The sequence below is a fragment of the Streptomyces sp. NPDC058326 genome, assembly GCF_042879855.1.
Taxonomy (GTDB): domain Bacteria; phylum Actinomycetota; class Actinomycetes; order Streptomycetales; family Streptomycetaceae; genus Streptomyces.
Genome location: NZ_JBHVZO010000002.1, coordinates 157,032 through 171,264, shown reverse-complemented (window position 1 = coordinate 171,264; position 14,233 = coordinate 157,032). Strand labels below are relative to the sequence as shown.

General features: G+C 71.0%; 12 protein-coding genes. 6 read left to right on the top strand and 6 right to left on the bottom strand.

Annotated elements, in window-relative coordinates; genetic code table 11:
• Positions 1-92: 92 nt before the first annotated feature.
• Positions 93-1,532, bottom strand: coding sequence for an RICIN domain-containing protein (locus ACFVYX_RS03580; RefSeq protein WP_389679640.1), 1,440 nt, complete (start codon positions 1,530-1,532; stop codon positions 93-95).
• Between the two features lie 696 nt (positions 1,533-2,228).
• On the opposite strand from ACFVYX_RS03580, the gene ACFVYX_RS03575 reads away from it, so the two are divergent.
• Positions 2,229-3,224 (top strand): LacI family DNA-binding transcriptional regulator, encoded by a 996-nt coding sequence (locus ACFVYX_RS03575; RefSeq protein WP_389679639.1) that lies wholly within the window; start codon positions 2,229-2,231, stop codon positions 3,222-3,224.
• A gap of 112 nt (positions 3,225-3,336) precedes the next feature.
• Here the strand turns inward: ACFVYX_RS03575 and ACFVYX_RS03570 are convergent, their stop codons facing one another.
• Positions 3,337-4,335 carry a LacI family DNA-binding transcriptional regulator gene (locus tag ACFVYX_RS03570; RefSeq protein ID WP_389680034.1) on the bottom strand — a complete coding sequence of 333 codons (999 nt, stop codon included), beginning with the start codon at positions 4,333-4,335 and terminating at the stop codon, positions 3,337-3,339.
• A 289-nt stretch (positions 4,336-4,624) separates the two neighbouring features.
• Between ACFVYX_RS03570 and ACFVYX_RS03565 the strand changes: the two genes are divergently transcribed.
• From ACFVYX_RS03565 to ACFVYX_RS03545, 5 genes are all read left to right on the top strand, one after another.
• Positions 4,625-5,551, top strand: a complete 927-nt coding sequence (locus tag ACFVYX_RS03565) for a carbohydrate ABC transporter permease (protein WP_389679638.1) — start codon at positions 4,625-4,627, stop codon at positions 5,549-5,551.
• Positions 5,552-5,554: 3 nt separating this feature from the next.
• Positions 5,555-6,535, top strand: coding sequence for a carbohydrate ABC transporter permease (locus ACFVYX_RS03560; RefSeq protein WP_389679637.1), 981 nt, complete (start codon positions 5,555-5,557; stop codon positions 6,533-6,535).
• Positions 6,536-6,610: 75 nt separating this feature from the next.
• A complete protein-coding gene (locus ACFVYX_RS03555; protein ID WP_389679636.1) occupies positions 6,611-7,948 on the top strand; it encodes an ABC transporter substrate-binding protein in 1,338 nt (445 codons plus the stop codon).
• 177 nt (positions 7,949-8,125) lie between these two features.
• Positions 8,126-9,877, top strand: a complete 1,752-nt coding sequence (locus tag ACFVYX_RS03550) for a beta-galactosidase (protein ID WP_389679635.1) — start codon at positions 8,126-8,128, stop codon at positions 9,875-9,877.
• A 424-nt stretch (positions 9,878-10,301) separates the two neighbouring features.
• Complete coding sequence (locus tag ACFVYX_RS03545) at positions 10,302-11,333, top strand: hypothetical protein (RefSeq protein ID WP_389679634.1); 1,032 nt, start codon at positions 10,302-10,304, stop codon at positions 11,331-11,333.
• A 99-nt stretch (positions 11,334-11,432) separates the two neighbouring features.
• On the opposite strand, the gene ACFVYX_RS03540 is transcribed toward ACFVYX_RS03545, so the two are convergent.
• From ACFVYX_RS03540 to ACFVYX_RS03525, 4 genes are read right to left on the bottom strand one after another with little or no spacing between them, the layout of a single operon-like run.
• Entirely contained in the window at positions 11,433-12,872 is a 1,440-nt protein-coding gene (locus ACFVYX_RS03540; RefSeq protein WP_389679633.1) for a cytochrome P450, read from the bottom strand.
• Positions 12,869-13,492 (bottom strand): ATP/GTP-binding protein, encoded by a 624-nt coding sequence (locus ACFVYX_RS03535; protein WP_389679632.1) that lies wholly within the window; start codon positions 13,490-13,492, stop codon positions 12,869-12,871. The genes ACFVYX_RS03540 and ACFVYX_RS03535 overlap by 4 nt, the downstream gene beginning before the upstream one ends.
• Positions 13,473-13,829 carry a DUF742 domain-containing protein gene (locus ACFVYX_RS03530; RefSeq protein ID WP_389679631.1) on the bottom strand — a complete coding sequence of 119 codons (357 nt, stop codon included), beginning with the start codon at positions 13,827-13,829 and terminating at the stop codon, positions 13,473-13,475. The genes ACFVYX_RS03535 and ACFVYX_RS03530 overlap by 20 nt, the downstream gene beginning before the upstream one ends.
• Positions 13,826-14,233 (bottom strand): roadblock/LC7 domain-containing protein, encoded by a 408-nt coding sequence (locus ACFVYX_RS03525; protein ID WP_389679630.1) that lies wholly within the window; start codon positions 14,231-14,233, stop codon positions 13,826-13,828. The genes ACFVYX_RS03530 and ACFVYX_RS03525 overlap by 4 nt, the downstream gene beginning before the upstream one ends.

Below are 14,233 nucleotides of genomic sequence, written 5' to 3'. Positions count from 1 at the left end.
CGGGGGTGGTCGGTGGTTGGGGGCTGGTGGTCGTGATCGGTGCTCGGTGGTCGGCGGTCGGCGGTCGGTGGTCGCCGTGGTGCGGGCGGCGGTCAGACGGCCGCGCGACGCCACTTCTGGTTGAGGCCGCCGTTGCAGCTCCACTGGATGAGTGGCGTGCCGTCGCTCGTGGACGTGTTGGTGACGTCGAGGCACTTGCCGCTGTGCGCGGCGGCCAGCTGCACCGTGCCGCCGGTGCCGGTCACGCTCCACCGCTGTGCGGCCGTACCGTCACAGGTGTACTGGGCGATCGCCGCGCCGTCGGCGGTCGACCCGTCGCGGGCGGCGAGGCACTTGCCGCTGTACCGGGCCACGATCTGCACCCGGCCGTCGCCGGCGGACCTGAGCCAGAACTGCTGGTTGACGCCGCTGCCGCAGCCCCACTGGATGAGGGCGGCGCCGTCGGCGGTGGAGCGGTCGGCGACGTCGGCGCACTTGCCGCTGTGCGAGGCGGTCAGCGTCTCCCACGTTCCGAGGCCCCGCACCGAGCCGGTGGCGGTGTCCACGGTGACCTGCGGGTAGTAGGCCATGGTCATGGTGGTGCCGGTCGGGAACTCCAGCGGGAGCCAGACGTACTGGGAGTCGTTGACCATGCCTCCCATGGAGTTGCCCCAGCGGTCGCCCATATAGAGGTACGAGGTGCCGGAGGTGCCCTGGACGGGGAGGACGTACGCGGTCTGGGAGCCGTAGGTGTTCCCGTCGCCGATGTCCTTCAGGCCGGTCCAGGTGCCGGTGATGCTGGTGGCGGTGGCGTACTTCTGCTGGTTCGGGGACCAGCCGGTGGCGCCGGAGGTGAGGAGGAAGTAGACGCCGTCGCGCTTGAACATCGCCGGGGCCTCCCGCCACTGCCCGGCCCAGAGCTTCCGCACCTGCGCCGCGATGCCGGTGTAGTCCGGGGTCAGCCGGTAGACGTGCAGGTCGGCGTTCTCGTTGGCGGCGGAGATCATGTAGCCGGCGCCGTCGGTGTCGACGAACGTGGTGATGTCACGGGACATGTGCCCGAGCGGCCGGAAGCTGCCGCGCCAGGTGTAGTCGCCGTCCACGGTCGAGGAGACCGCGACGGCGGCCCGCGCCTCGGAGTAGTCGGTGGCGCTGCCCTCCTTGTGCATCCACATCACGAACTGCCCGGTCGAGGCGTTGTGAATGACCTTGGGCCGCTCGATGTTGGCGCCCGCGAGTTCGGGGTGGCTGCTCGCCGTGAGGACGTGGTTGCGGAACTCCCAGGTCTTCAGGTCGGAGGAGCGGTAGGCGGAGACGTACCGGAAGCTGTTGTCGGCGTTGCGGTTCTCGCCGAACCAGTAGTAGTACGTGCCGACCTTGAGGACCCCGCCGCCGTGGGCGTGGACGGGGTTGCCCGCCGGGTCGGTGAACTGGGTGGCGTTGGCGACGGTCACGGCCGCCGCGTGGGCGGTGCCGGCGGTGCCGAGGAGGGACAGGAGAACGGCACAGAGCGCGGTGAGCACGGTGGCCGTCCCCGAGGATGTGCGTCGCATGATCGCGTACCTCGTGGTGTGGGTCCGGGGGATGACGGGGGTGGAGGGCAGGCGTGCGGAGCACCTCCGGCGCGGGGGGCGCCTTCGGATACGGGGTGGGGAACGCGCTGGTGGATCGCATGCCCAGCGGGGGGATCGCCGGGTGGGGTCCGGCGTCACCCACCGAGGGGGAGGTGGTCGCGGCGTGCGGTCCGACGTCACCGACCGGCAGTCGTCGGGGTTGGTCCGTTGCCACCGACCGAAGGCGGCCGGGGGGGTTGGGTCAGGTGCCACCGACCGCAGGCGGCCGGGGAGTTCGTCCGGTGCCACCGACCGAAGGTCGCTGGGAGGTTGGGTCCGGTGCCACCGACCGGAGGTGATCGCTGGGTGGGGCGCGGCGTCGCCGACCGGAAGCGACGACCGGGTGGGGTCCGGCGTCACCGACGGAAGGTGGCCGCCGCGTTGCGCAGAGGTTCCGCCTTGCCATGTTCGCGTTAACACGACCGCTTGGGACGAGAGTTTGGAAGGGGCCGTGGGGGCTGTCAAGGACCCGGACAAGATCCGCCGAAGTTTGACCGGCCGGTGTGTTTACGTCAACATGCCGAGGGACCTCCGCGCGGGAGGACCTTCGATGTCTTCCGGCGGAAGGTCGCGCGCATGGCGACGGACAACAGAACGCGGTCGCCCCGCTCACGGCCGGCCCGCCGGTGGCCGTCCATGGCGGACGTCGCCACGATGGCGGGCGTCTCCTCGCAGACGGTCTCCCGCGTGGCGAACAACCGGCAGAACGTCGACTCCGCCACCCGCGAGAAGGTGCTCTCCGCCATGCAGGCGCTCGGGTACCGTCCCAACACGGCGGCCCGCGCACTGGTCACCGGCCGGTTCGGGGCCCTGGGCGTGGTCAGTTTCGATGTGGGCGCGCACGGCAACGCCCGTACGCTCGGGGCGATCGCCGACGCCGCGCGCGAGGCCGACTTCTCCGTGAACTTCATGGGCGTACGGGCCCAGACCGAGGCCGCCGTACGCCACGCGTTCCAGCATCTGATGCTGCAGTCCGTCGACGGCATCGTGCTGGTCGAGTCGCAGATGCTCGACACCCCGTCGCTGCGCCTGCCGCCGTCCATGCCGGTGGTCGTCGCCGACGGCGACACCGGCCACGCGTACTCCCGCGTCGACTTCGACCAGGCCCACGGCTCCCACAGCGTGGTGTCCCACCTGCTCGGCCTCGGCCACCGCACGGTCTGGCACCTCGCCGGTCCCCCGGACTCCTTCGCCGCGCGCCGGCGCGCCGACTCCTGGCGCCGGACCCTCGCGGACGCGGGCGCGCCCGTCCCGCCGGTGGTGTACGGGGACTGGTCGGCGCGGTCGGGCTACCGGGCCGGGCTCGACATCGCCCGGCGGCCGGAGGTCACGGCCGTCTTCGCCGCCAACGACCAGATGGCGACGGGGCTGATGCGCGCCCTGCACGAGTCGGGCACGAACGTGCCGGGAGACGTCAGTGTGGCCGGTTTCGACGACATCGCCGAGGCCGCGTACCTCCATCCGCCCCTGACGACCGTGCACCAGGACTTCGAGGTGGTCGGCAAGCACTGCGTCGCGCTGCTGCTCGACCAGATCGAAGGCCGTACGGACGGGCCGCGGCGCAGGGCGGTGGAACCGGTCCTCGTGGTGCGCTCGAGCACGGCTCCCCCGCGACCGGACGCGAGGGCCTGAAGCGGGCGCCTGACGCACTCTCCGGCGCCGACGTCACCTCCCCGCTCCACTCCGGCTCTCGCGCGCGAACAGGGCGCGGGGCCGGCGCGAACTCCGCGCCGTGGCCCCCGCTTCAGCCGCGCCCTCCGGGCCCGCCCGGGCCCGCCGTGCTGTTCCGCTCCACGAGGGTGGTCGCCACGAGCCGTACCCCCGTCACCTCCTCGCCCGCCAGCTCCCGCAGGACCGCGTCGACGCACCACGCTCCGACCTGGGCGAAGTCCTGGTGGACCGTGGTCAGGGGCGGAATGAAGGAGGCGGCCTCCGGGATGTCGTCGAAGCCGACGACGCTGACGTCCCCGGGAACGCGTACGCCGCGGTCGTGGAGGGCTCGCAGCACACCGAGGGCCATCTGGTCGTTGGCCACGAACACCGCCGTGCAGTCGGCCTCGTCGGCGAGCCGCAGACCGGCCTCGTAGCCCGACTCGGGGGTCCAGTCCCCGCGCAGCACGGGGGGCACCGTGCGCCCTTCCTCACGCAGCGCCGCCTCCCACGCCTCGGCACGACGGCCCGCGGCGAAGGACTCCTCGGGTCCCGCGATGTGCCAGACCGTGGCATGGCCGAGGCCGAGCAGATGCCGCACCGCGGCGCGGGCGCCCTGCCGCTGGTCCGTGTCGACCACCGGGAAGCGTCCCGTGGCGTCGGAGTCCACCACGACCACCTTGACGTGCGGCGGCAGCGTGAGGGCGGCGGCGTCGAGCAGGTGCACCTCCATGATCAGCACGACCGCGTCGACCGCCAGCTCGTCGAGGCGGGTGAACGCCCCCTTGACGTTGTCCTGGGTGGGCGCGTCGAGCGGGATGAGGGTGACCGCGTAGCCGGCGCGGGACGCCGAGCCGGCGATGGCGTCCAGGGTCCGGACGTTGCCCGTGCTGGTGAGCCCCATCGTGATGACGCCGATGGCTCGGAACTCGCCACGCTTGAGGGCGCGGGCCGCGCTGTTGGGCCGGTACCCCAGCTCCTTCATCGCGTCGAGGACCTTCTGCCGGGTGGCCTCGACGACGGCCGCGTCGCCGTTGGAGACGCGGGACACCGTCTGCGACGAGACCCCCGCCCGCTGGGCGACGTCCGCCATGGAGACACGGCGCGGCGCCCTCCGCGCCCCCCGTCGGCCGTCGTTCGCTGCTGCCGCCGGCCGGCCGGTCGCGTTCTGCTCGGTCACCCGATGTCCCTCTCCTTCGCTGTCACTTCGTGCTTGACGCCCCTCAGCGGGAATGTCACCATCACGCTACCGATGATTACGTAAACATTTCTCATCGGCCAGCCCTCCCGCAGGGTCGGATCTCGGCCATAGGCCCCACCGCCTCCCCCACCACCCCTCCCCGTCTCCGGACCGCTCGGTCACCGACGCTAGGACCCAAGCCATGACGCTCCTGTCGACGCGCGCTACGGCAGCACCACCGCCCCGCCCACGAGCCCGCTTCCGCTTCCGCAAGGAGGCCCTCGTGGGCTGGGGCTTCGCCGGCCCGTTCGTCGCCGTCTTCGGTCTCGTCTTCCTCGCGCCGATCGGGTACGCCGGATACCTGAGCCTCTTCCAGGACCGGCTCATCGGCGGAACCTCCTTCGTCGGACTCGACAACTACGGCGAGGCCCTGACGGATCCCCGCTTCTGGGACGGCCTGACGCGGGTCGGTCTCTTCCTGCTGATCCAGGTGCCGGTCATGCTCGGCATCGCGCTCCTCGCCGCCCTCGCGATCGACAGCGGCCGCCTCTACGGCAAGACCTTCTTCCGCGTCTCGATCTTCCTCCCGTACGCCGTACCCGCCGTCGTCGCCAGCCTCATCTGGGGCTTCATGTACGGCAACCAGTTCGGCCTGGTCGGCAACATCAACGAGACGTTCGGCGTCACCCTGCCCGACCCGCTCTCCCCCTCCCTCGCCCTGGCCTCGATCGGCAACATCGTCACCTGGGAGTTCGTCGGTTACAACATGCTGATCTTCTACTCGGCCCTGAAGGTCGTCCCCCGCTCGCTCTACGAGGCGGCGGCGATCGACGGCGCCGGGGAGTGGCGCGTCGTCACCTCGGTCAAGCTGCCGGCCATCCGCAGCGCACTGGTCATCGCCACGATCTTCTCGATCATCGGCAGCTTCCAGCTCTTCAACGAGCCGAGCATCCTGCAGAAGGTCGCCCCGAACGCCATCACCAGCGACTTCACCCCCAACCTCTACACGTACTCGCTGTCCTTCGCGGGCCAGCAGCACAACTACGCGGCGACCGTGGCCATCGTGATGGGTGTGATCACCGCGATCATCGCCTACGCGGTCCAGCTGCGCGGCATGCGGAAGGGCTGAGCCATGACCACCTCCATGACCACCGCGGCGGCCGAGCCCGCCCCCTCCGCCACGGAGACCCGGACCGGCGCCCCCGCCTCCTCGCACACCCGTCGCCCCGCCACCGGCAGGCGCCGCAAGCGGCTCCCGCACACTCCGCTCCACCCGCGCCCGAGCATCCCGCTGACCCTCGTCACCGGCCTCGTCCTCGTCTACACCCTGCTCCCGCTCGCCTGGCTCGTCATCAACGCCACCAAGAGCCAGCGGGGACTGCTCGACTCCTTCGGGCTGTGGTTCGCCGACGACCTCGACCTGTGGGACAACATCACCCGCACGGTCACCTACGACGACGGCGTCTTCGTCCGCTGGCTGCTCAACACGATGCTGTACGTGGCCGCCGGCGCGGGCGGCGCCACGGTCCTCGCCGTCCTCGGCGGCTACGCCCTCGCGAAGTACGACTTCCCCGGCCGCAAGGCGGTCTTCGCGGTCGTCATCGGAGCCGTGGCCGTCCCCGGCACCGCCCTCGCGGTGCCCACCTTCCTGATGTTCAGCAACATGGGTCTTACGAACACCCCCTGGGCCGTCATCATCCCCTCCCTGATCTCCCCCTTCGGGCTCTATCTCATGTGGGTCTTCGCCGCCGAGGCCGTCCCCACCGAGCTCCTGGAGGCCGCGCGCATCGACGGCTCCGGCGAACTGCGCACCTTCTTCCGCATAGCGCTGCCCCTGCTCGTGCCGGGCACCGTCACCGTGCTGCTGTTCTCCATGGTCGCGACCTGGAACAACTACTTCCTGCCGCTGATCATGATCAAGGACCCCGACTGGTACCCCCTGACCCTCGGCCTCAACGCCTGGAACGCCCAGGCCCAGACGGCCGGCGGCGAGGCCGTCTTCGACCTCATCGTCACCGGTTCCCTGCTGACGATCGTCCCGATCGTGGCCGTCTTCCTGCTGCTCCAGCGGTACTGGCAGTCCGGCCTGGCCGCCGGCAGCGTCAAGGAATGACAGCCCGCCCCTGACCCGTCCCGTCCCCTTCCGGAAGTACGTCCCCACCCGCACCCCCGACCAGGAGCACCTCCCATGCGTACGCACACCACCCGCAGACTGCTCGGCGCACTCGCCGTTCTCGCCACGCTCTCGCTGACCGCCACGGCCTGCGGCTCCGACAGCGGGGACGCCGGCGCCGGCGGAGCCCCGAAGGACATCGCCGCCGCGCTCGCGAAGGGCGGAAAGGTGACGGTGTGGGCCTGGGAGCCCACGCTCAAGAAGGTGGTGGAGGACTTCGAGAAGAAGTACCCCAAGGTCGACGTCGAGCTGGTCAACGCGGGCACCGGCGACAAGCAGTACACCGCCCTGCAGAACGCGATGGCGGCCGGCTCCGGCGCCCCCGACGTGGCGCAGGTCGAGTACTACGCGCTGGGCCAGTTCTCCATCGGCAGGACCATCGAGGACCTCGCCCCCTACGGCGCCCAGAAGTACGGCACGGCCTTCACGCCCGGCCCGTGGAACGCGGTCACCGAGGACAAGGCGATCCACGCCCTGCCCATGGACTCGGGCCCGATGGCGTTCTTCTACAACAAGAAGGTCTTCGACAAGCACGGCATCAAGGTGCCGGCCACCTGGGACGAGTACGTGGAGGCGGCCCGCACCCTCCACAAGGCCGACCCGAAGATCTTCATCACCAACGACACCGGTGACGCCGGCGCCACGACCAGTCTCATCTGGCAGGCCGGCGGCCGCCCGTACCGGACCGACGGCACCGACGTCACCGTGAACTTCGACGACGAGGGCACCCGGAAGTACGCCGCCACCTGGCAGAAGCTGCTCGACGAGAAGCTGGTCTCGCCGATCAGCTCGTGGAGCGACGCCTGGTACAAGGGACTGGCCGACGGCTCCATCGCCACCCTCTCCATCGGCGCCTGGATGCCGGCCAACCTCAGCTCCGGTGTCGCCTCCGCCTCCGGTGACTGGCGGGTCGCCCCGCTGCCGCAGTGGACGAAGGGCGAGAAGACGACCGCCGAGAACGGCGGCAGCTCGCTCGCCGTGCCCAAGGCCGCCAAGAACAAGGAACTCGCCTACGCCTTCACCGAGTTCGCCACCACCGGCGCCGGCGCGAGCGCCCGCGTCGCCGAAGGCGCCTTCCCGGCCACCCGGGCCGACCTGGAGTCGAAGGCGTTCCTCGACACCGAGTTCCCGTACTTCGGCGGCCAGCAGGCCAATCGGATCTTCGCCGAGTCCGCCCGTAACGTCGGCGCCGACTGGTCGTACCTGCCCTTCCAGGTGTACGCGAACTCCGTCTTCAACGACACCGTCGGCAAGGCGTACGTCTCCCCGACGAAGCTCTCCGACGGCCTGAAGGCCTGGCAGGAGACCAGCGTCAAGTACGGCAAGGACCAGGGCTTCACCGTCAACAAGTAGCCCCGTGGAGGCGGTGCGAGCCCGGCGTCGCGCCTCCGCCTCCCCGCCCGCCGCCACCTGCCCGGCCCCACCCCCACCAGCTTCGGCAGAGGCTTGCCGCGCCCTCTATGTTTACGTAAACATAGAGGGCGGCGGTCTCGCCCCGCACGACCCTCCACGTACAGGAGCAAACAGCGCATGCCCGTTCTCCAGACCGACAAGGCCGGATTCCTGCTCGACGGCCAGCCCTTCCGGTTCCTGTCCGGCGGGCTGCACTACTTCCGGGTCCACCCCGGGCAGTGGCAGGACCGGCTCCGCAAGGCCCGGCTCATGGGACTGAACACCGTCGAGACGTACGTCCCCTGGAACCTCCACCAGCCACGCCCCGACCGGTTCGTGCTTGACGGCGGGCTCGACCTCCCCCGCTTTCTCGAACTCGCCGCCGCCGAAGGGCTGCACGTCCTGCTGCGGCCCGGCCCGTACATCTGCGCCGAATGGGAGGGCGGCGGTCTGCCCTCGTGGCTCCTCGCCGAGCCGGACATACGGCTGCGCTCCCGCGACCCCCGGTTCCTGGCTGCGGTGGACGACTTCTTCCACCGCCTGCTCACCCCGCTCCAGCCCCACCTCGCCTCGCGGGGCGGCCCGGTCCTCGCCGTCCAGGTGGAGAACGAGTACGGGGCCTACGGCGACGACACCGCCTATATGGAGCACATCGCCGGCTCGCTGCGCGCCTGCGGGGTCGACGTCCCCCTGTTCACCTGCGACCAGCCCGTCGACCTGGAGCGGGGCGCCCTGCCCGGTGTCCTCGCCACAGCCAACTTCGGCAGCCGCTCGGCCCACCATCTGGCCGCCCTGCGCGCCCAGCGGCCCGAGGGGCCGCTGATGGCCTCGGAGTTCTGGATCGGCTGGTTCGACCGCTGGGGCGCCCGGCACGTGGTCCGCGACCCGGAAGAGGCCGCCCGCGAGCTCGACGAGGCCCTCGCCGCCGGCGCCTCGGTCAACTTCTACATGTTCCACGGCGGCACCAACTTCGGCTTCACCAACGGCGCCAACGACAAGCACACCTACCGGCCCACCGTCACCTCCTACGACTACGACTCGCCGCTCGACGAGGCCGGGGACCCGACGGAGAAGTACACCGCCTTCCGTGACGTCATCGCCAGGTACGCACCCGTGCCGGACGGCCCTGTCCCGGCCCCGGGACCCAAACTGTGCCTCCCGGCGGTCGAGTTGACGGAGAGTGCCGAGCTGCTGCCGAGCGCGGCCACGCTCGCGCCGCGGACCGACTCCCGGCGGCCGCTGACCATGGAGGAGCTGGAGCAGGACTTCGGCTTCGTCCTCTACGAGACCACCCTGCCCGTGCGCGGCCCCGCCCTGCTCGAGATCGAGCACGTCCGCGACCGCGCCCAGGTCTTCGTCGACGGGCAGCCGGTGGGCGTCCTGGAGCGCGAGAACCACGAGCACTCCCTGGCCTTCGCGGTTCCCCGGGCCGGCAGTGTGCTCTCGATCCTCGTGGAGAACCAGGGCCGGGTGAACTACGGCCAGGGCATCCACGACCGCAAGGGACTGCTCGGCGCGGTCCTTCTCGACGGCGTCGAGCCGGTGGCCTGGACGAACCGTCCGCTGCCGCTCGCCTCCCCGGAGGGCATCCCCTTCGCGGCCACCACGACGACCCCCGTGGGTCCGGCCTTCCACCGGGGCACGTTCGAGCTCACCGAGGCGGCCGACACGTATCTGCACCTCGACGGCTGGACCAAGGGCAACGCCTGGGTGAACGGCTTCCCGCTCGGCCGCTACTGGTCCCGCGGCCCGCAGCAGTCGCTGTACGTCCCCGCTCCCGTCCTGCGCGCCGGTACGAACGAGATCGTCGTCCTGGAACTCCACGCCGGCCCCCGGACCCGTACCGTCGCCTTCCGCGAGACGCCCGACCTCGGCCCCACCGAGGAGTAGGACACCCGGCGACACCGGGACGCCGTGAGGCCCGCTCCCCCGAAGGGGGCGGGCCTCCTCCGCGCGCCGGTGCGCCGGTCCGTCGCGTCCGGTCAGCGGGGGAGGCCGACCGGGCCTCGCCGGGGCCGGTCGCCCGTGGTCCCGCCGGAGCAGGACGTCGGCGCGCGAGCGGAGACCGGTCCGTGAATCAACGCCGGTTGATGCCAGGGGCATTGGCGGGATTGCCGTACATCCCCGGTGGGCAGGTTTGGAGAGCCGCAGGGCGGGCATCGTCCGGCCTCGGGGTCCCGGCGGCTGTCACCTCGCCCGGGAGCACGCACAGCACAACGCGCCCCTCCGGCTCGCGGTTCGAGGCACTCGGAGAGGCCACTCGCATGGTGGTCCGCACACGGTGCGGACCGAGGAGAGAAGGAGGTCGGTCCCCATGACCGTGCGTGCCATCGAGCTCCCCCAGCTGTGGATGCCCTACCCGCTGCGGGTGAACCCCTGGCTGTCGGCCCTGCACGAGGAGAACGAGAGCTGGGCGCGCGCGATGGGCATGCTGGACGACCACGGGGGGCCGTCGGCCGACCGGGCGATCTGGACCCGGTCCGCGTTCCGCGACATGACCGTGGACCAGCTCACCGCGTGGACTCTTCCCGACGCCTCGCTCGCCGACCTCCGGCTCAACCACCGGTTCAACGTCTGGGCCCTCGCGTGGGACGACTACTTCGCCTCCGCCTTCAAGCAGACCGGTGACCTCTCCGGCGCGGTCGCCTTCACCGCCCGGCTGCACGCCTTTCTCCGACCGGAGCAGGGCGCCCGGCTCCCGGAGCCGACGAATGCCGTCGAGCGGGGAATTGCGGATCTGCAGCACGATCTCTTCCCACCGCGACTCGCGCACTGGCGGCACGAATTCAACCGGGCCCTGGCGAGATACATCGACGCGGGAGTCGAGGAACTGGCCAACAGCCGCAGCGGCCGCATTCCCCACCTGATCGATTACGCCCCCTTCCGGCGGGAGAGCTTCGCCGCCTATACCGCGCCCTATTCCGTGGAACTGGCGACCGGCGCGCGAATACCCGAGCAGATTCGGCAGAGCAGGACCGTCCGGGCTCTGCTCGACGCCTTCATGGACTTCATGGGACTGGCGAACGACATCGCCTCCTACGAAAGGGAAGTGCATGAGGAACACGACGTCAACAACCTGGTTCTCGTCGTCGGAACGTCTCTGGGCATCACCCTGCACGAGGCGGTGCCCGCCACCCTGCATCTCGTGAACGCCCGGCTGCGGGACTTCGAGCACCTCCGGCAGAGTGACCTGCCGCAGCTCGTCCGCAGGTCCGGGCTCGACCGCGACGAGCGGGCCGAGCTGGAGACCTGGCTCAGGGGAGCCTGCGGATTCCTCTCCGGACTCCACGCCTGGTACACCGGGGCCCCTCGCTACGCCTCCTCGGACCTCTCCCTCCAGGAGTAGGGAAACGGGAAGCGCACCGGGGGGGCGCCGACAGGAACTCGTCGACGCCCCCCGGCCGTTCGTGCGGCGCTGTCGGCCCCGCGCGCCCGGCCGCGCCGGCTACCTCCCTCGCAGGAAACGCGTGGCGCGCGCCCACCACGAGGGACGGGGCCCGGTCCGCCCGGCCGTGTCGGAGGCGGGCACGGGCCGTGGAGCCGGGACCGCCTCGCTCCTGGCGGGCGGCGCCGGCAGCGGGGCGAGGGAGTCGAAGCCCTGGGGAGCGCGGGGGCCGAAGGACACGGGCAGCGCCGTGAGATGGCGGGCCCACGTGGAGGAGCGCCAGCTGAGGCTCTCCTCCGGGACGGACAGGTCGATGTCGGGAAGCCGGGTGAGCAGGATGTCGATGCCGGTGTCGGCGATGATGCGGCCGATGTCCTGGCCGGGGCACTCGTGCGTACCGGCGCTGAAGGACAGATGGGCGCGGTTGTGGTGCACGGGGGTCTCGGCGTCCGGGCGGATCGTCTTGTCGACGTTTCCGGCGGCCAGGCCCAGGAGGAGCATGTCCCCCGCCTTGATCTCCTGTCCCCCGAGGGTGGTGTCCCCGTTGGCCCAGCGGCCCGGGCAGACCATCAGCGGCGGCTCGTCCCAGAGGACCTGTTCCACGGCCTCGGGCACGGTCATCTGGCCGCCCGCGAGCGAACCGCGGAACCGGGGATCGGTGACGACCATGCGCAGGACGTTGGACATCAGGTTGGCGGTCGTCTCGTAGCCGGCGAGCAGGACGAGGCGGAGGTGGTGCTGGACCTCTTCTTCCGTGAGTCCCGCCGGGTGGGCCAGCAGGGCGGAGGCGATGTCGTGCCCCGGGCGGGCCGCCTTGGCGACGACGAGCTTCCTGAGGCTCTCCAGCACATAGGCGTTGCTGGCGAGCGACGTCTCGGTGGCCTTGAAGAGGTCACGGGCGGCGCGGACCAGCTCGGGGCTGTCCTCGTCGGTCATCCCGAGCAGATGGATGAGGACGAGCATGGGCAGGTGCTCGGTGAACCGGCTCACCAGTTCCACCTCGCCGTCCTCGCAGAAGCCGTCGATCAGCTGGTGGGAGAAGCGGGTGATGAGGCGGCGGAGCCCCCGGTGGTCGAACTGGCCGAGACCGGCGGTGACCGCGCCGCGCAGCCGCTGGTGTTCCTCGCCGTCCGCGCAGACGCAGTCGGGGCGCCAGCCGATCATCGGGACCAGCGGGGAGGTCTCGGGGTCGATCTCCCCGGACGTCCAGCCGTGCCAGACGCGCGGGTCGCGGGAGAACTGGGTCGGGCGGCTGGCCACGTCACGGTTCTCCAGGTACCCCAGGACGAGCCAGGCGCGTACGTCGCCGTCGAGCAGCACGGGCGCCACCGGACCGTGGGCGGCGCGCAGCTCCTCGTACAGGCCCATGGGGTCCGTCGACGCGGCGGGGCCGTAGAGCCGGGTGGCCCCGCCGGGTCCCGTGGCGGTGTGGGCCGGGCAGCCGGGCGGCGGGATCGGTCCCGGTGTCGCGGTGGCGTGCTCGGCGGGTGGGACGGTCATGCGTTCTCCTGGGCGGCGGCGAGGGTGCACAGGTAGGTCATCAGCGCGAGCAGGGCGTCGCGGCAGGACGCCCGGTCCCGTGCGTCACAGGTGACGATGGGCACGGAGTCGCTGAGGGCCAGCGCGGTGCGCAGATCTGGCAGGGGGTACTGCGGAGCCTCCGGGAAGGCGTTGACGGCCACGACGAAGGGGACCCGGCGGTCCTCCAGGCGGGTGATGACCTCGAAGCAGACTTCGACCCTGCGGGTGTCGACGAGGACCACGGCACCGAGCGCCCCCTCGAAGATGCCGTTCCACAGGAACCAGAAGCGCTCCTGTCCGGGGGTGCCGAACAGGTAGAGGATCAGCTCCTCGTTGATGCTGATCCGTCCGAAGTCCATCGCGACGGTCGTGGTGTTCTTGCCCGAGGCGCCGGGGTTGTCGTCGATCCCGACGCCCGCCTGGGTCATGGTCTCCTCGGTGGTCAGGGGCGGGATCTCGCTCACCGCCCCGACCATGGTCGTCTTGCCGACACCGAAGCCGCCGACGACGACCACCTTGACGCCCCTGGCGCCGTGAGGCAGCAGCACGTCGGTGTCACGCCGGGTGATGTCGAGTACGTCAGAGCTTGCGTAGTCCATGGATCACCGCCTCCAGCAGGCCGCGTTCGGGATAGGCCGCCACCGGCACGGGAGCGATGGCCTCGACCCGCTCCTCGTCGACGAGCTGGGACAGCAGCACGGTGACGACGCTGAACGGAAGACCGAGGTACGCCGAGAGCTCGGCCACCGACAGCGGGTAGGTGCACATCGTGAGGATGGCCGCCGGCTCGGGCTGCATCTCGGCCTCGGGTTCGGACCTCGTCGCGATGAGGGTGACCAGGTTGAAGGACTTGGCGGCCGGACCCTGATCACCGGTGATGACGTAGAGCGGGACGGGAGTGTTCTCACTCCAGGAGTCCTGGTTCTCCGATGTCACATCGCCTGCCCGACGTCCTCACGAGGCGGGCTGGTCATGTGCTGGCCGATCCGGACCACCAGCGTCCGCATCCGGTTGCCCAGGAGCCCGGCGTCCACCTCCGCGTCGGCGAGGACCGCGAGATAGGCCCCGGGGCCGGCCGCCATCAGACAGAAGTAGCCGCCGTCGGCCTCGATCCCGACCATGCGTGTCGATCCGTCCCCGTCCGGGAACCTCTGCGCGATGGCCCTGGCCAGGCTCTGGATGCCGGAGCAGGCGGCCGCGATCGCGTCGGCGGTGTCGGGCGCCGTGTTCGCCTGCCCGATGCACAGGCCGTCCGCCGACAGGACGACCACGTGTCGCACGTACGGGACGCTGCTCACGATGTCCGTGAGCATCCAGTCCATGTTGGGCAGTGGCTGCAT

Coding starts and splice junctions, on each gene's coding strand:
- ACFVYX_RS03580 (WP_389679640.1), bottom strand. CDS start 1,532: ATGCGACGCACATCCTCGGGGACGGCCACCGTGCTCACCGCGCTCTGT.
- ACFVYX_RS03575 (WP_389679639.1), top strand. CDS start 2,229: ATGGCGGACGTCGCCACGATGGCGGGCGTCTCCTCGCAGACGGTCTCC.
- ACFVYX_RS03570 (WP_389680034.1), bottom strand. CDS start 4,335: ATGGCGGACGTCGCCCAGCGGGCGGGGGTCTCGTCGCAGACGGTGTCC.
- ACFVYX_RS03565 (WP_389679638.1), top strand. CDS start 4,625: ATGACGCTCCTGTCGACGCGCGCTACGGCAGCACCACCGCCCCGCCCA.
- ACFVYX_RS03560 (WP_389679637.1), top strand. CDS start 5,555: ATGACCACCTCCATGACCACCGCGGCGGCCGAGCCCGCCCCCTCCGCC.
- ACFVYX_RS03555 (WP_389679636.1), top strand. CDS start 6,611: ATGCGTACGCACACCACCCGCAGACTGCTCGGCGCACTCGCCGTTCTC.
- ACFVYX_RS03550 (WP_389679635.1), top strand. CDS start 8,126: ATGCCCGTTCTCCAGACCGACAAGGCCGGATTCCTGCTCGACGGCCAG.
- ACFVYX_RS03545 (WP_389679634.1), top strand. CDS start 10,302: ATGACCGTGCGTGCCATCGAGCTCCCCCAGCTGTGGATGCCCTACCCG.
- ACFVYX_RS03540 (WP_389679633.1), bottom strand. CDS start 12,872: ATGACCGTCCCACCCGCCGAGCACGCCACCGCGACACCGGGACCGATC.
- ACFVYX_RS03535 (WP_389679632.1), bottom strand. CDS start 13,492: ATGGACTACGCAAGCTCTGACGTACTCGACATCACCCGGCGTGACACC.
- ACFVYX_RS03525 (WP_389679630.1), bottom strand. CDS start 14,233: ATGCAGCCACTGCCCAACATGGACTGGATGCTCACGGACATCGTGAGC.